This window comes from Micromonospora sp. CA-248089 (assembly GCF_050948515.1).
Lineage (GTDB): Bacteria > Actinomycetota > Actinomycetes > Mycobacteriales > Micromonosporaceae > Micromonospora.
The window spans coordinates 5,652,440-5,668,403 of the sequence record NZ_CP192016.1 but is presented as its reverse complement, the minus strand read 5'-3'; the positions used below and the strand labels follow the sequence as shown (position 1 = coordinate 5,668,403).

Annotated in this window: 12 protein-coding genes and 2 pseudogenes; 9 read left to right on the top strand and 5 right to left on the bottom strand. The window is 71.6% G+C overall.

All coding sequences use genetic code 11. The features are described 5' to 3' along the window. Positions 1-15 precede the first annotated feature (15 nt). From ACQP26_RS26475 to ACQP26_RS26465, 3 genes are all read right to left on the bottom strand, one after another. Positions 16-1,119 (bottom strand): sugar ABC transporter substrate-binding protein, encoded by a 1,104-nt coding sequence (locus ACQP26_RS26475; RefSeq protein WP_269704060.1) that lies wholly within the window; start codon positions 1,117-1,119, stop codon positions 16-18. 900 nt (positions 1,120-2,019) lie between these two features. Next, on the bottom strand, positions 2,020-2,520 hold the full coding sequence (ybaK, locus tag ACQP26_RS26470; RefSeq protein ID WP_433494274.1) for a Cys-tRNA(Pro) deacylase: 501 nt from the start codon (positions 2,518-2,520) through the stop codon (positions 2,020-2,022). 56 nt (positions 2,521-2,576) lie between these two features. Further along, positions 2,577-3,809: a THUMP-like domain-containing protein gene (locus ACQP26_RS26465; RefSeq protein WP_433494273.1), complete on the bottom strand. Its 1,233-nt coding sequence runs from the start codon at positions 3,807-3,809 to the stop codon at positions 2,577-2,579. A 254-nt stretch (positions 3,810-4,063) separates the two neighbouring features. On the opposite strand from ACQP26_RS26465, the gene groES reads away from it, so the two are divergent. The 4 genes and pseudogenes from groES to ACQP26_RS26445 all read left to right on the top strand — a co-directional run. Next, a complete protein-coding gene (gene groES, locus ACQP26_RS26460; RefSeq protein ID WP_018222648.1) occupies positions 4,064-4,378 on the top strand; it encodes a co-chaperone GroES in 315 nt (104 codons plus the stop codon). 70 nt (positions 4,379-4,448) lie between these two features. Continuing rightward, a complete protein-coding gene (gene groL, locus ACQP26_RS26455) occupies positions 4,449-6,092 on the top strand; it encodes a chaperonin GroEL (RefSeq protein WP_269704063.1) in 1,644 nt (547 codons plus the stop codon). Positions 6,093-6,215: 123 nt separating this feature from the next. Then, positions 6,216-6,656 (top strand): annotated as a pseudogene (locus tag ACQP26_RS26450) (molybdopterin-binding oxidoreductase); the annotation flags it as partial. 192 nt (positions 6,657-6,848) lie between these two features. Further along, positions 6,849-7,916, top strand: a pseudogene (locus ACQP26_RS26445) (molybdopterin-dependent oxidoreductase); the annotation flags it as partial. A gap of 238 nt (positions 7,917-8,154) precedes the next feature. Here ACQP26_RS26445 and ACQP26_RS26440 read toward each other — a convergent pair. Next, positions 8,155-8,538, bottom strand: a complete 384-nt coding sequence (locus ACQP26_RS26440) for a WhiB family transcriptional regulator (protein ID WP_269704065.1) — start codon at positions 8,536-8,538, stop codon at positions 8,155-8,157. Between the two features lie 252 nt (positions 8,539-8,790). Between ACQP26_RS26440 and ACQP26_RS26435 the strand changes: the two genes are divergently transcribed. Further along, positions 8,791-9,603, top strand: a complete 813-nt coding sequence (locus ACQP26_RS26435; protein WP_269704066.1) for a response regulator transcription factor — start codon at positions 8,791-8,793, stop codon at positions 9,601-9,603. A 12-nt stretch (positions 9,604-9,615) separates the two neighbouring features. Here the strand turns inward: ACQP26_RS26435 and ACQP26_RS26430 are convergent, their stop codons facing one another. Next, the gene (locus ACQP26_RS26430) at positions 9,616-10,020 is read right to left on the bottom strand and encodes a DUF5319 domain-containing protein (protein WP_269704067.1); all 405 of its coding nucleotides are present in this window, start codon (positions 10,018-10,020) and stop codon (positions 9,616-9,618) included. Positions 10,021-10,217: 197 nt separating this feature from the next. Between ACQP26_RS26430 and guaB the strand changes: the two genes are divergently transcribed. From guaB to ACQP26_RS26410, 4 genes are all read left to right on the top strand, one after another. Beyond that, positions 10,218-11,780 carry an IMP dehydrogenase gene (guaB, locus tag ACQP26_RS26425; protein WP_433494272.1) on the top strand — a complete coding sequence of 521 codons (1,563 nt, stop codon included), beginning with the start codon at positions 10,218-10,220 and terminating at the stop codon, positions 11,778-11,780. Between the two features lie 30 nt (positions 11,781-11,810). Further along, on the top strand, positions 11,811-12,929 hold the full coding sequence (locus ACQP26_RS26420; protein WP_013288539.1) for a GuaB3 family IMP dehydrogenase-related protein: 1,119 nt from the start codon (positions 11,811-11,813) through the stop codon (positions 12,927-12,929). An 88-nt stretch (positions 12,930-13,017) separates the two neighbouring features. After that, complete coding sequence (locus tag ACQP26_RS26415) at positions 13,018-14,415, top strand: M1 family metallopeptidase (protein WP_433494271.1); 1,398 nt, start codon at positions 13,018-13,020, stop codon at positions 14,413-14,415. Between the two features lie 87 nt (positions 14,416-14,502). After that, positions 14,503-15,960 (top strand): M1 family metallopeptidase, encoded by a 1,458-nt coding sequence (locus tag ACQP26_RS26410; protein WP_433494270.1) that lies wholly within the window; start codon positions 14,503-14,505, stop codon positions 15,958-15,960. Positions 15,961-15,964 lie beyond the last annotated feature (4 nt).

Sequence of the window (15,964 nt, the reverse complement as noted above, 5' to 3'; positions counted from 1 at the left end):
CGTGAGGCGGGTGGGTCAGCTCACGCCGGCGTCGGTGCAGAGCTTCGCGAAGGCACCGGTGCAGAGCTCTTCCTTGGTGACGTAGCCGTCGGCCACCACGTCCTTGACGTTGTCCTTGTAGATGGCCTTGGGCTCCAGCAGCACGGACGGCACGTCCCGGCCGCCCTCCGGGTCCTTGACCGTCTGGCCGGTGTCCTTCCGCTCACCCTTGGCGAGCGCGATGGCCAGCTCGGCGGCGGCGTCCGCCTCCTTCTTGACCGCCTTGTAGACGGTCATGCACTGGTCACCGGCGAGGATGTTCTGCAGACCCTGGACGGTGGCGTCCTGGCCCGTCACCGGCACCTTGCCGTTGAGCTGGTTCTTCTTCAGCACCGAGATGGCCGCGTTGCCCAGGCCGTCGTTGGCGGCGAGCACGCCGTCGATCTTGCCCTTCTGCTGGGTGAGCATCTGCTCGAAGATCACACCGGCCTGCGCGTTGTCCCAGTCCGGGACGTTCTGGTCCGGGCCCTTCGTGTAATCACCCGAGTCGAACTTCGGCTTGAGGATCGAGTCGTAGCCGTTCTTGAACAGGGTCGCGTTGTTGTCGGTCTGGGAGCCGTTCAAGTAGGCGACGACCGGCTTCTGCGCGCCCTTGTCGGTCAGGCACTTGCTCAGGCCCTCGCCCTGGAGCTTGCCGACCGCCTCGTTGTCGAAGCTGACGTAGTACTGGGCGGAGCCGCCCAGGGTCAGCCGGTCGTAGTCGATGGTTGCGACGCCCTGCGACTTGGCCTTCTCCAGCACGGCCTTGCCGGTGCCCGAGTCCAGGTTGACGATCATGAGGGCGGTGACGCCGCTGGTCAGCATGCCGTCAGCGATGGTGGAGAAGGCGGACTTGTCGCCCTGGGCGTTCTGGATCGTGTAGTCGACGCCGGCGGCCTTGAACGCCGCCTCCAGGTACTTGCGGTCCGCGCCCTCCCAGCGGGCGGAGGACTTGCTGTCCGGCAGGATCACGCCGATCTTCGGCTTCTTGGCGTTGGAGCCGCCGGCCTCGTCGGAAGAACCGCCGTTGTCACCACAGGCGGCCATGCTGCCGGTCGCGAGAAGACCGACGGCCGCGAAGGTGAGGAAGCCCTTGCGCATGTGCAGGGTCCTTTCGGAGGTGGGGGAGTGGTGCTGGTTTGTTGTGTCCGGCAACGTATTCCCCGCCTCCCATGTGCCGCAAGACTGCCGAGGTCAGAAGTTTGTTGGCGGCGGTAACAATTCAGCAACGTTCGCGTAACTGGACAAAGTGACAGAGGGTGGGCTGAGCGTCGGGTCGACTCTGCTGCAGCATGTTGCCCTGCGCCTGGGGTGGAGGGTGAGTGCGTGCGGAGAGTGAAGCCCTTGCGTCCGGATCGCCCGATTCGTAGGGAAAGGTTCCACAAATATTCCGCATCTCCTATGGGTTGAGGATGGTTTGAGCAGGTGAAATACAGGCTTGGCCTTTGATCTACCTAGCGTGATCGCCTTCAAAGTCTTGCAATGAAGGCTGTCGCTTTCTAAGCTGACTTTACTTTCTAGTAGCGGGGAGAATTCGTTGTCTATGAGAAAAACGGCCGCCAGGTTCGGTGCGGTGGCACTGCTCGCGTTGGGGGCGGGCGCCTTCGGTGCGCAGCCAGCGCAGGCGGCAGTGAGCAAGTGCACCTCTGGAGGAGGTTTCCAGCTCTGTATTGGCTATCTGGTCAATTCGTCCGGTACGCTGACCGCCTACACTTCCACGGGATGCAATCTCAACGAGGCGGGAACTTCGATTAGTGCCAGAGTGACCATCCGAAAGAATGGTACTGTGATCGGCACGAAAACTGAGAAGACTACCTCTGGCAGCAGTTCGGCGGATGCGTGCGTAACTGCCACGGGCACGTCCACTAGAAATAACTCTGTGGATAAGTGCGGCGCCCTGTATGTTCCGTCTGACTCAGGTTTTGCATTGCTTACTGTTTGCGACAAGCTGACGGGGTAATTCTGCAGTAGGGGGGGCGGTATGAGTCCGCTCCCCCTGCCTTATTGCGGGGCGGGCTTGCTCTTGTTGTGAGTTATTGAGATTGTGCGCGCTGCACAAAGCGCAATTAGATCAAGCGGGTCAATCGCCACCTGCAACCCCCGGCGGCCCGCCGAGACGTACACCGTCGAGTGCGCCAGCGCGGAGGCGTCGATGACAGTCGGTAGGCGCCTGCGCTGCCCGAGCGGGCTGATGCCGCCGCGGACGTATCCGGTCGCCCGCTCGGCGGTCGTCCGGTCCGCCATCGTGGCCCGCTTGCCGCCGGCTGCGGCGGCGAGCGCCTTCAGGTCCAGCTCGCCGGTCACCGGCACCACCGCCACCGTCAGCCCGCCGTCGACCTCGGTGACGAGCGACTTGAAGACGCGCTCCGGTGCCACCCCGAGCGCGGTCGCGACGAGCGCGCCGTAGTTCGGCGCGTCCGGCGACACGTCGTAGGTGTGGGTGCTGTGGGCGATCTTCCGCTTGCTCAGCAACGCGATCGCCGGAGTGCCAGGGCCCGCCATGGGCGTCAAGCTAGCCCGGCCGGCGGCAGGCCGCGAGCCGAAACCGCGCGCCGAGGTCAGCCGCCGGGCGGAACCGGTCGGCAGACGAGCACCGTCGGGTCGCCCGCGACCCGGGTCAGCGCCAGACTCGCCGCCTCGTCGCCGGACAGCCTCAGGTCGCGGCGCAGCTTCTCCGGCTCCAGCGCCGACCCGCGCTTGCGGATCTCCACCCGGCCGACCCGCCGTTCCCGCAGCAGGGCGCGCAGCCGCTTCAGCGAGAACGGCAGCACGTCGGTGATCTCCAGGCAGCGGGCGAACGGGGTGGGCCGGGCCTCGTCCGCGTACAGGTAGGCGATCGACGGGTCGGCGAGCGTGGCGCCGAGGTCGGCGGCCAGCTCGGCGACCAGGTGGGCGCGTACCACCGCCGGGTCCGGGTCGTAGAGGAACCGCCGGACCGGTCCCACCGGCGCCTCGGCCGCGCCGGTGCCGGTGAGGTGATAGGAAGGGACCCTTTTACTACCGGAGGCGTTAAGAAGGGGCCCTTCCTTCTCGCGCAGCACTGTGGCGCGGCGGGGGACCTCGGCCAGCTCGCCGCACCACAGCGCCGCCTCGACCAGGTCGCCGTCCACGCTCACCCACTCCGCCTCGGCGCCGGGCGGGATCAGCGCGTGGTCGAGCCCGGGCGCCACCTTCACCACCGTCCGCGGCACCCGCGCGGCCAGGCCGGTGACGAAGTCCCACGGCGGGGAGTAGGCATTCGGGTCGAAGACGCGCCGCCCGGTGCCGGCCCGCCGCCGCGCCGGATCGCAGAACACCGCGTCGACAGGGCTCACGTCGAACTCCGTGGCGTCACCGCAGGAGACCGTCACCAGGTCGGCGAGCCCGGCCGCCTCGGCGTTCACGGCAGCCATCGCGGCGGTCAGCGGGTCGGCCTCCACCGCGTACACCCGGATGCCGGCGCGGGCCGCGGCGAGCGCGTCGGCCCCCAGGCCGCACCCCAGGTCGGCCAGCGTGGTCACGCCCGCGGCGCGCAGCCGTGCCGCGCGCCGGTCGGCGACCGCACGGCGGGTGGCCTGCTCCAGCCCGGCCCGGGTGAGGAACATCCCGGCCGCCGCCGCGCCGAACTTGCCGGCCGCCCGGCGGCGCAGCTCCGCCTGGGTGAGCGCCGCCGCCGCGAGGTCGCCCGGGATTCCGCCCGAGCGCAGCGCGGCCGCCGCCGCCAGCGGGTCGCCGCCGGCCACCCGCTCGGCCGCGGCGAGCGCCGCCGACCCCTCGGGGGTACGCAGCGCGGCGAGCTGGTCGAGATCCACGCGCTCATTCTCCCGGCCCGGTTCCGGCGCGACACGGAGGGCGACGCGTTGGCACTCTCCTTGACGGAGTGCTAGCCGAGGAATAACCTGCGATTAGCACTCTCACCCTGAGGGTGCCAACGCCCGAGCCTCGTGCCCGGGGGTTGAGCGCCAGGCGGACCGGCACCCGCGACGACGGCCCCGCCCGGTGGCATGTGGCAGATTGACGCTGGTCGGCGTGCCGGCCGGCAACGACACCAAGTACCCGGGAGGGTATGCCCGTGACTACCGCGACCAAGGTTGCGATCAAGCCGCTCGAGGACCGCATCGTGGTCCAGGCGAACGAGGCCGAGACCACCACCGCCTCGGGCATCGTGATCCCCGACACCGCCAAGGAGAAGCCGCAGGAGGGCACCGTCCTCGCTGTCGGCCCGGGCCGGATCGACGACAAGGGCAACCGCGTGCCGATCGACGTGAAGGTCGGCGACACCGTCCTCTACTCGAAGTACGGCGGCACCGAGGTCAAGTACGCCGGCGAGGAGTACCTGGTGCTCTCCGCCCGCGACGTCCTCGCGGTCATCGAGAAGTAAGCAACCGATCAGTGTCGTTGCCCCGGTCCGGCTCGCCGGGCCGGGGCAACGTCGCTTCGAAGGGATACTGATGGCGAAGATCCTCAGCTTCTCGGACGACGCCCGGCACCTGCTCGAGCACGGTGTCAACGCCCTCGCGGACGCGGTGAAGGTCACCCTCGGCCCGCGCGGGCGCAACGTCGTCCTGGACAAGAAGTTCGGTGCGCCCACGATCACCAACGACGGCGTGACCATCGCCAAGGAGATCGAGCTCACCAACCCGTACGAGAACCTCGGCGCGCAGCTGGTCAAGGAGGTGGCGACCAAGACCAACGACGTCGCCGGCGACGGGACCACCACCGCCACCGTGCTGGCCCAGGCGATGGTCCGCGAGGGCCTGCGCAACGTGGCCGCCGGCACCAACCCGACCGGCCTGAAGCGGGGCATCGACGCGGCGGCCGCCAAGGTCTCCGAGGCGCTGCTCGGCAAGGCCGTCGAGGTGGCCGGCAAGGAGTCCATCGCGCACGTCGCGACCGTCTCCGCGCAGGACGCCGCCATCGGCGAGCTGATCGCCGAGGCGATGGAGAAGGTCGGCCGCGACGGCGTCATCACCGTCGAGGAGGGCTCCGCGCTCGTCACCGAGCTGGAGGTGACCGAGGGTCTCCAGTTCGACAAGGGCTTCATCTCGCCGAACTTCGTCACCGACCTGGAGGCGCAGGAGGCGGTCCTGGAGGACCCGTACATCCTGATCACCACCCAGAAGATCTCGGCGATCGAGGAGCTGCTGCCGCTGCTGGAGAAGGTTCTCCAGAACAACAAGCCGCTGCTCATCGTCGCCGAGGACGTCGAGGGTCAGGCCCTGTCCACGCTCGTGGTCAACGCACTGCGCAAGACCGTCAAGGTCTGCGCGGTCAAGGCCCCCGGCTTCGGCGACCGCCGCAAGGCGATGCTCCAGGACATGGCGATCCTGACCGGTGCCGAGCTGGTCGCCCCGGAGCTGGGCTACAAGCTCGACCAGGTCGGCCTGGAGGTGCTCGGCACCGCCCGCCGCGTCGTGGTCGACAAGGAGAACACCACCGTCGTCGACGGTGGCGGGCAGGCCGCCGAGGTCGCCGACCGGGTCGCGCAGATCCGCAAGGAGATCGAGGCCTCCGACTCCGACTGGGACCGGGAGAAGCTGGCCGAGCGGCTGGCGAAGCTCTCCGGCGGCATCGCCGTGATCAAGGTCGGCGCGGCCACCGAGGTCGAGATGAAGGAGCGAAAGCACCGCATCGAGGACGCCATCGCCGCGACCAAGGCCGCGGTCGAGGAGGGTACGGTCCCGGGCGGCGGCGCTGCCCTGGCCCAGATCCTGCCGGCGCTCGACGACGACCTGGGCTTCACCGGTGACGAGAAGGTCGGTGTCTCGATCGTGCGCAAGGCGCTCGTCGAGCCGCTGCGCTGGATCGCCCAGAACGCCGGCCACGACGGCTACGTGGTGGTGCAGAAGGTCGTCGGCCAGGACTGGGGCCACGGCCTCGACGCCGCCACCGGCGAGTACGTCGACCTGGCCAAGTCCGGCATCATCGACCCGGTGAAGGTGACCCGCAACGCGGTCAGCAACGCCGCGTCGATCGCCGGCCTGCTGCTCACCACCGAGAGCCTCGTGGTGGAGAAGCCGGCCGAGCCGGAACCGGCCGCCGGTGGGCACGGCCACTCGCACGGCCACGGCCACCAGCACGGCCCGGGCTTCTAACCCGAGGAGTACGCCCGACGTCAGGGCACACCGCCGACCCGGTGGTGTGCCCTGACGCGTATGTCCTTACGGATCGCTGACGAGATTGGCAGCCGGCCCCGCGGGGCGACCAGACTGGATGCCGTGAGCACCCTTTCCCGCCGCCGCGCGGCGCTGGCCGGTGTCGTCGCCGCCGTGGTGGCACTCGGCACCGCCGAACCCGTGGCGGTCCTGACCGGTCCCCGGTCCGCTCCGCTCGTCGCCGTCGGCGGACTCGTCGTGGACCTGGTGCCCGAGCCGCTCAAGCAGTTCGCCATCGACGTCTTCGGCACGTACGACAAGATCGCCCTGCTGGTCGGTACGGCGCTGCTGCTGGCCGCCGTCGGGGCGCTGCTCGGCCTGGCGGCGGTCCGGCGCCTGGCGATCGGCCTGACCGGCGTCGCCGCGTTCACAGTGCTCGGCGTCGCCGCCGCGTCGACCCGGGCCGGCGCTGACGCGTTCGACGCGCTGCCCTCGCTGGTCGGGGGCGCACTGGGCGCGCTGACGCTGTGGGCGTTCGTGGCCGGTCCGCTGAGCGACGACCCGGCCCGGGGGCGGGCCGGGCGCGACCGGACCGACGCCGTGCGACGCGATCCGGCCGAGGCCGATCCGGCGAAGCACGCCGGGGCGGACCCGGCGGACGGCGAGCCGTCGTCCGCGCCGCCTCCGGCGGTTGCCGCGCTGGCCCGCGAAGGAGACGCGCCGGGCGGGTGGGAGCCGGTCCGGCACGACGACGACGCGGAGTCGCGTCGGCGGTTCCTGCGTGGCGCCGGGCTGCTGGCCGGAACGGCGGCGGTGGCCGGGCTGGGCGGGCACTGGCTGGCCGGACGGCGTGGCGTGTCGGCGGCCCGGGAGGCGGTGACGCTGCCCGCCTCGGCCGCGCCCGCCCCGCAGGTGCCGGCCGGAGCGGACCTGTCGCTGCCCCGGCTCGCGCCGTACGTGACGCCGAACCGGGAGTTCTACCGGATCGACACGGCGCTTGTGGTGCCGCAGGTGGACCCGGTGACGTGGCGGCTGCGGATCCACGGGCGGGTGCGTAACCCGATCGAGCTGAGCTTCGACGACCTGCTGGCCCGCCCGATGGTCGAGCGGTACGTGACGCTCGCCTGCGTCTCGAACGAGGTGGGCGGCGACCTGATCGGCAACGCGCGCTGGCTCGGCGTACCGATCAAGGAACTGCTCGACGAGGCCGACCCGGCCGACGGCGCGGACCAGGTGGTGGGGCGCGCGGTCGACGGCTGGACCTGCGGCACGCCGACATCGGTGCTGCGCGACGGGCGGGACGCGCTGCTCGCGGTCGGCATGAACGGCGAGCCGCTGCCGATCCGGCACGGCTTCCCGGTGCGGATGGTGGTGCCCGGCCTCTACGGGTACGTGTCGGCCTGCAAGTGGCTCACCGAGCTGGAGCTGACCAGCTTCGCCGACTTCGACGCGTACTGGGTGCCGCGCGGCTGGTCCGCGCAGGGCCCGATCAAGACGCAGTCCCGGATCGACACGCCCCGGCCCCGCAGCCGCCCGTCGGCCGGGCCGGTGACGGTGGCCGGTGTGGCGTGGGCGCAGCATCGCGGCATCGGCCGTGTCGAGGTACGCGTCGACGGCGGCCCCTGGCAGGAGGCGACACTGGCACCTGCCGTGTCGGCGGACACCTGGGTGCAGTGGTCCTGGCGGTGGGACGCGACACCGGGCGAGCACACGCTCCAGGTGCGGGCGACCGACACCACGGGCGAGACGCAGACGGAACAGCGCGCCCCGGTCGCCCCCGACGGTGCAACGGGATGGCACACGGTCAGGGTCACAGTCGCCTGACCCGCTGACCGCACCCCTCCTGAGTCGGGCCGTGTCCCCGCTCCTCGGCGCCTCTGCAAGAGATCTTGGTAGGAAACGGCCCCTATAGGGGCGTAAAGCTTTCAAGATCTACGGGTGTCCTAGCGACTGGAACGCTGATCCTGGTATTCGAAACGGATGGCCGGCGGATGCCCCCGGGGCCACGACACGACGCCGCGCCCCGGGGTCCGGGGCGCGGCGTCGAGGATCGTGAACCGGGTCAGGCGACCTTGCGCTGGTCCGGCACGGCGGTGTTGTGCGGCCGGCCGAGGCGCGCCTCCAGCCGGGCGATGTCCACCCGGGTCTGCCGGCGGTCGGCCAGGTCCTCCCAGCCGAGTGCGAGCAGCCGCAGCCGCTCGGACTCGCTGAACCCGCCCCAGACGCCGTACGGCTCGCGCACGGAGAGCGCGTGGGCGGCGCACTCGGCGCGTACCGGGCAGGCGCGGCAGACCGACTTGGCGCTCGTCTCGCGGCGCATCCGGGAGGAGCCGCGCTCGCCGTCCGGGTGGAAGAACTGCGCGCTGTCGCGGCCACGGCAGGCTCCGAGCCGCTGCCAGTCCCAGAGCTCGTCGATCGGTCCAGGCAGCCTACGTACGTTCGACATCAGCACCCCTCCTCCCGCGCGGCACCGCGGAGAATGTTCGTTGCCAGCTACCGGGCGGCGGTCCGCGCGGGATGCCGGTTCCGGATGAACCCCTCGGTACCCGAGCGGTCCGCGCCTCACACATCTGTGATCGAAAACCTCGGACACTCGGCGGCATATGCCCCATCTGTCGGAAAAGTTCGGATGATTGCCCGGAACCCCCTCCCGACCCCACCTCCGCATGGTCTGCTCTGAGTCGGAGAGGAGACCACTGTGCGTAGTGTTCTTGTGTGCGTTCGGACACCATTGGCGGCCCAGCATCTGACCTCCGCGGCGGCGCGGCTCGGGCTGTCCGGCGTCGTCCGGACGGCCGTCTCCGACCCGGAGGTGATGTTGCGGCTCGCCGAGCGTCCGGTGGACGTGGTGCTCGCCGACACCGCGCTGACCCGCCCGGACAGCGCCGGCTTCGTCCGGCGGGTGCTGGCCCGCGCCCCGCAGGCCGCGGTGCTGCTGCTCGGCGCCGAGGAGTCGGAGTCGGCGGCGGCCACCATCAGCGCCGGTGCGCGCGGCCTGATCCAGAACGCCGACCACGACCTGACCAGCGCGGTGGCCAAGGCGCTGCTGCTGCTCTCCGCCCCCGGGCGGAGCAACAGGCACCGGGTGGCGGACACCGCCCGGGACGCGGCGGCGGTGGGCGGACCGACCCGGTCGGCGGGGCGTACCCAGGGTGGGCCCGGCTGGCCGGCGACGGCGCCGGTGGACGCGGCGGGCCTGCCCACAGTGGTGCCGGTGCAGCGGGGTGAGGACCCGGACGACCCGGCGGCGGCCGACGGCGCGGAGGCACCCCGGGCCGGTGCGGCCCAGCGGCCGGCGCGGGCGCCGCGCAGCGCGATCGGGCTGACCGAGCGGGAGCTTCAGGTGCTGCTCGGCATGGCCGAGGGCAAGAGCAACGCGGAGATCGGACGGGAGCTGTTCGTCTCCGAGGACACGGTCAAGACGCACGCCCGGCGGCTGTTCCGCAAGCTCGGCGCGCGCGACCGGGCGCACGCCGTGGCGGCCGGATTCCGGGCCGGCCTGGTGGCCTGACCCGCGCGGGGATCACTCCTGCGCGGTGTCGTCGGTGCCCTCGGTGAGCGTGTCGTGCACGCCGTCGGCGTAGCCGCGGGCGTAGTCCCAGCTCACGTAGTGGTCCGGGTCGGGGTCGTAGGCCGGTTCGTGCACCCGGGGGCGCCCCGAGTTGAGCAGGTGGCGCAGGTTGCCGCGCAGCAGGTCCCAGTCGAAGTAGTGCGGCTCGCGGCAGTCCTCGCACTCGATCACCAGGCCGCGCACGCCGATCGGCTGGAGCAACGCCTGGTAGATCTCCAGATCGGCGAGATCCTCCAGGACGTCCTGACGCTCGACCTCGGTCAGCGGGTCGAGCGCGTCGTCGTCGCCGGGATCGTGCAGGCCGGCAGCCGGATCGGCCGGGTCGCCGTTGAACGGGTCGATGGGCTCGTCGTGCACCCCCTCACCGTAGACCCCGAGCCGCCGGAAAGCCCGCCCCAGCCCGTGCTGTGGCCCGGCCTACCCTCGGGCCCGCCGCTGCCCGGGCGCGGACGGGTAGGTGGGTACGATGAGGCGACGCGCCGTCACCCGGCGCCTGCCGGTGCCCCCGCGCGCCGCCTCGCTGCAGCCCGTTCGACCAGCTCAGGGGAGCAATCGTGGAGAATTCGCCCAGCACCGAGATTCCGGCCGGCGCCGACGGCGGGGAGCTGGGTGGCCATCTGCCCGAGCTGCCGGCCGGTTCGGCCCGCGTGGTGCCGCTCGGGCTGACCTTCGACGACGTGCTGCTCCAGCCGGGCGAGTCGGACGTCGTGCCCAGCCGCGTCAACACCCGCACCCGCCTCACCCGCAACATCGAGCTGACCGTGCCGCTGCTGTCCAGCGCGATGGACACGGTCACCGAGGCGCGGATGGCGATCGCCATGGCCCGCCAGGGCGGCATCGGCGTGCTGCACCGCAACCTCTCCGTCGAGGACCAGGCGCTCCAGGTCGACCTGGTGAAGCGCTCCGAGTCCGGCATGATCACCAACCCGGTGACCGCCAGCCCGGAGGACACGCTGCGCGAGGTCGACGCGCTCTGCGGGCGCTACCGCATCTCCGGCGTCCCGGTCGTGGACGGCCAGGGCCAGCTGGTCGGCATCGTCACCAACCGCGACATGCGGTTCGTCTCCGACCCGGCCACGCCGGTGCGCGAGATCATGACCCGCACCCCGCTGATCACCGCGCCGGTCGGCGTGAGCAAGGACGACGCGCTCGGCCTGCTGCGCCAGCACAAGATCGAGAAGCTGCCGATCGTGGACGCGGGCGGCAAGCTGCGCGGCCTGATCACGGTCAAGGACTTCACCAAGAGCGAGCAGTACCCGAACGCCACCAAGGACGACGCGGGCCGGCTCCGGGTCGCCGCCGCCGTCGGCGTGGGCGAGGACGGCTACAAGCGGGCCCGTGCCCTCGTCGACGCGGGCGTGGACGTCGTCATCGTGGACACCGCGCACGGTCACCAGCGCGCCGTGCTGGAGATGGTCGCCCGGCTCAAGCGGGACGTCACCATCGACATCGTGGGCGGCAACATCGCCACGTACGCGGGCGCGAAGGCGCTCGTCGAGGCCGGCGCGGACGGCGTCAAGGTGGGCGTCGGCCCGGGCGCCATCTGCACCACCCGGATCGTCGCCGGGGTCGGCGTACCGCAGATCACCGCGATCATGGAGGCGGCCCGTGCCGCCCGCCCGGCCGGCGTGCCGGTGATCGGCGATGGCGGCATCCAATACTCCGGCGACATCGCCAAGGCGCTCGTCGCGGGCGCGGACACGGTGATGCTCGGCAGCCTGCTGGCCGGCTGCGAGGAGAGCCCCGGCGAGCTGATCTTCATCAACGGCAAGCAGTACAAGGCGTACCGGGGGATGGGCTCGCTCGGCGCGATGCAGTCGCGCGGCCAGGGCAAGTCCTACTCCAAGGACCGCTACTTCCAGCAGGACGTGCTCGCCGAGGACAAGCTGGTCCCGGAGGGCGTCGAGGGCCAGGTGCCCTACCGGGGGCCGCTGTCCGCCGTCGCCCACCAGCTCATCGGCGGGCTGCGCGCCGCGATGGGGTACGTGGGCGCGGAGAGCATCCCGGAGCTGCACCGGCGTGGCCAGCTCATCCGGATCACCGCGGCCGGGCTCAAGGAGAGCCACCCGCACGACATCCAGATGACCGTCGAGGCGCCCAACTACCACTCCCGCTGACCCACCACCCCCAACCACCTGGAGTCCCCCATGCGTGACGTGGTCGAGATCGGGCTGGGCAAGACCGCGCAGCGCGGCTACCACCTGGACGACATCGCCATCGTGCCGAGCCGCCGCACCCGGGACGTCGACGACGTCTCCACCGCGTGGCAGCTCGACGCGTACCAGTTCGGCATCCCGTGCGTCGCGCACCCCTCCGACGCGACCATGAGCCCGGCCTCGGCGGTCCGGCTCGGTCAGCTCGGCGGCCTCGGCGTACTCAACGTCGAGGGCCTCTGGACCCGGTACGAGAACCCGGCCAAGATCCTGGAGGAGCTGGCCGGGCTCGGCGAGGACGCGCGGGCGACCAAGCGCCTCCAGGAGGTCTACGCCGAGCCGATCCGTCCCGACCTGATCGCCGAGCGGGTGCGCGAGCTGCGCGAGGGCGGCGGGACGGTGGCGGTGCGGGTCTCCCCGCAGCACACCCTGGCGCTGGCCCCGGTGATCCTGGACGCCGGTGTGGACATCCTGGTCATCCAGGGCACGCTCGTCTCGGCCGAGCACGTCTCCACCACCGACGAGCCGCTGAACCTCAAGGAGTTCATCGCCGACCTGGACCTGCCTGTCGTCGTCGGCGGCTGCACCGACTACAAGACCGCGCTGCACCTGATGCGTACCGGCGCGGCCGGCGTGATCGTGGGCATCGGCGGCGACGACTGGTCGACCACGGAGTCGGTGCTCGGCATCCGGGTGCCGATGGCCACCGCCATCGCCGACGCCGCCGCGGCCCGCCGCGACTACCTCGACGAGACCGGCGGCCGGTACGTGCACCTCATCGCCGACGGCGACATGCAGACCTCCGGCGACATCGCCAAGGCGCTCGGCTGCGGCGCGGACGCGGTGATGCTCGGCGAGCCGCTGTCGCTGTGCGAGGAGGCTCCGGCCGGCGGTGCCTGGTGGCACTCCGCGGCCAGCCACCCGTCGCTGCCCCGTGGTGCGTTCGAGGTGGCCGGCGAGCCGCTCGGCTCGATGGAGAAGCTGCTGTTCGGCCCGGCCGACGAGCCGGACGGCCAGCTCAACCTCTTCGGCGGCCTGCGCCGCGCGATGGCCAAGTGCGGCTACCGCGACCTGAAGGAGTTTCAGAAGGTCGGGCTGGTCCTCGACCGCTGAGCACCGGCTGAGCACCGCGTGACGGCGCGGGCGGCGGCGCGGACGTGTTCCGGCCCCGCCCGCGCCGTCGCGCGTCTAGGCTCGCCGGGTGAGACGGCGGCGGGTCTGGGCGGCAGGGCTGGTGGCGGCGGCGCTCGCGCTGGGCGGCTGCATCGGCGGTGACGACGACAACGGGTTCCGGCCGGGCGCGGCGGACGCCGGTGACCCGTACGTGCCGGGAGCCGGCAACGGCGGCTACGACGTGGGCCACTATGCGCTGGACGTGCGCTACGACCCGGCCGGCGACAAGCTCACCGGCACCGCGACGCTGACCGTCACCGCCACTCGGGCGCTGTCCCGGTTCCAGCTCGACCTGGCCGGGCTGGACGTCGAGCGGGTGCGGGTGGACGGGGAGGCGGCGAAGCACCGCCACGACGGTGCCGAGCTGATCGTCACCCCGCCGCGCGGGCTGCCGTCGGGGAAGCGGTTCACCGTCGAGGTGACGTACGGCGGGGTGCCGAAACCGCTGCCCAACGCCGAACTCGGCGACGGCGGCTTCCACGCCACACCGGACGGTGCGATAGCGCTCGGCCAGCCCGAGTCGGCGAGCACGTGGTATCCGGTGAACGACCACCCGTCGGACAAGGCCACCTACGACCTCGCGGTCACCGTGCCGGACGGCCTCGCCGCGCTGTCCAACGGCGTGCCGCGGGGCAAGACGTCCAGCGGCGGCTGGACCACCTGGCGCTGGGCGGAACGCGCGCCGATGGCCAGCTACCTGAGCACGCTGGTGATCGGCGACTACCGGGTCAGCAGCGGCACCCACGCCGGGAAGCCGCTGGTCACCGCCGTCGCGGCGGCGCTGCCGCCGGACGGTCCGGCCGCCGCGTCGGTGGCCCGCACCGGCGAGATCGCCGACTTCCTGGCCGCGCGCTTCGGGCCGTATCCGTTCGAGGCGTACGGCGGTGTCGTGGTCGCCGACGAGCGGATCCGGTACGCGCTGGAGACGCAGAGCCGGCCGGTCTACGGGCCGGGCTTCTTCCGGGGCGACCGGCCGAACACCGAGGTGGTCGCGCACGAGCTGGCCCACCAGTGGTTCGGCGACAGCGTCTCGGTGGCCCGGTGGAGCGACATCTGGCTCAACGAGGGCTTCGCCACGTACGCCGAATGGCTCTGGGCCGAGCACGACGGCGGGCGGACGGTGGCGCAGACCTTCGCGGAGCGCTACGCGGCCACCGACTGGTCCAGGCCCACAGTCGACCCGGGCCGGGCCGGGATGTTCGGCGACGCGGTCTACCAGCGGGGTGCGCTCGCGGTGCACGCGCTGCGCCGCGCCGTGGGCGACGAGACGTTCTACCGCGTGCTGCGCGGCTGGTTGGCGCAGCACCGCGACGGCAACGTCACCACCGCGGACTTCGTCGGGTACGCCGAACGCACGTCGGGCCGCCCGCTGCGGGCGCTGCTGGACGCCTGGCTGGTCGGTGGTACGCCGCCGGGACTGCCGTGACGCACGCGTGACCGCCGCTGGGTAGGCTGCCGCGGTCGGGGCGGCCCATGGGCGGGGCCGCCGAACGGCGCGGGAGGGATCGAGGCGATGACGCGGCGCGGCGCACGACGACGGCTCGGGTTGCTGACCTGCGGCACGCTGCTGGTCGCAGGTTGCGGTTCGGGCGACCCGGACCCCGGTCCCGCGTCACCCACCACGCCCACGCCGGCCGCCTCGCGAACCTTCGCGCCGGGTGCCGCCGGGGCCGGGGATCCGTACTTCCCGAGCTACGGCAACGGCGGGTACGACGTCGCCCACTACACCGTGAAGGTGCGCTACGACCCGGAGACGGACAAGCTCAGCGGCACCACCACGCTGCGGGCCACGGCAACCGCCAATCTGTCCGCGTTCAACCTGGACCTGGCCGGGCTGACCGTCCGCTCGGTCACCGTGGACGGCACCGCCGCCCGGCACAGCCGCACCGACGACGAACTGGTGATCACCCCGGAGATCGGGCTGACCTCCGGCAACGGGTTCACCGCCGAGATCCGGTACGACGGCCGGCCGGAGCCGCTGCGTACCGAGTCGCTGGGCGAGGGCGGCTGGCTGCACACCACCGACGGGGCGATCGCGCTCGGTCAGCCGGAGTCGGCGAGCACCTGGTTCCCGGTCAACGACCACCCGTCGGACAAGGCCACCTACGACATGGAGATCACCGTCCCGAAGGGACTGACGGCGGTCTCCAACGGCGTGCCGAAGGGGAAGACGACAAGCGGCGCCTGGACCACCTGGAAGTGGTCGGAGACCGCCCCGACGGCCAGTTACCTGACCACCGTGGCGATCGGGAAGTTCCGGGTCACCACCGGGGAGCACAAGGGACGACCGGTCTACAACGCGGTCACCACCCAGGTGGCGGAGGGCGCGCCGGACCGGTCCATCGCGCGCACGATCGAGGTCGCCGACTACCTGGAGAGCGTCTTCGGGCCGTACCCGTTCGAGGCGTACGGCGGCGTGGTGATCGACGACGAGCGGATCCGGTACGCGTTGGAGACGCAGAGCCGGCCGGTCTACTCGGCGAGCTTCTTCCGGCAGGGCGACAACACCGGTGTGGTCGCGCACGAACTGGCCCACCAGTGGTACGGCAACAGCGTGTCGATCCAGCGCTGGCAGGACATCTGGCTCAACGAGGGGCTCGCCACGTACGCCGAGTGGCTGTGGGCCGAGCACAGCGGCTCCACCACGGTGCAGCGGACGTTCGAGCAGAAGTACGCCAACGCCGGCGGGCAGGTGTGGCGTACGCCCCCGGGCAAGCCGGGCGTGGCGAACCTGTTCAGCCGCTCGGTCTACGACCGGGGCGGGATGACTGTGCACGCGCTGCGGGTGGCGGTGGGTGACACCGCGTTCTTCACCGTCCTGCGCACCTGGGCGGCGGAGCGGAAGAACGGCAACGCCACCACCGCCGACTTCGTGGCGCTGGCCGAGCGGATCTCCGGCAAGAAGCTGGCGAAGGTCTTCGACCCGTGGCTGTACGGCACCGAGCGCCCGCCCGCCCCCAAGTCGCTGTAGTGGG

Bases quoted from the DNA above. Each gene is read 5' to 3' on its own strand.
- groL (WP_269704063.1), top strand. From the start codon at position 4,449: ATGGCGAAGATCCTCAGCTTCTCGGACGACGCCCGGCACCTGCTCGAG.
- ybaK (WP_433494274.1), bottom strand. From the start codon at position 2,520: ATGGCGGGCCCTGGCACTCCGGCGATCGCGTTGCTGAGCAAGCGGAAG.
- groES (WP_018222648.1), top strand. From the start codon at position 4,064: ATGCCCGTGACTACCGCGACCAAGGTTGCGATCAAGCCGCTCGAGGAC.
- ACQP26_RS26420 (WP_013288539.1), top strand. From the start codon at position 11,811: ATGCGTGACGTGGTCGAGATCGGGCTGGGCAAGACCGCGCAGCGCGGC.
- ACQP26_RS26410 (WP_433494270.1), top strand. From the start codon at position 14,503: ATGACGCGGCGCGGCGCACGACGACGGCTCGGGTTGCTGACCTGCGGC.
- ACQP26_RS26440 (WP_269704065.1), bottom strand. From the start codon at position 8,538: ATGTCGAACGTACGTAGGCTGCCTGGACCGATCGACGAGCTCTGGGAC.
- ACQP26_RS26475 (WP_269704060.1), bottom strand. From the start codon at position 1,119: ATGCGCAAGGGCTTCCTCACCTTCGCGGCCGTCGGTCTTCTCGCGACC.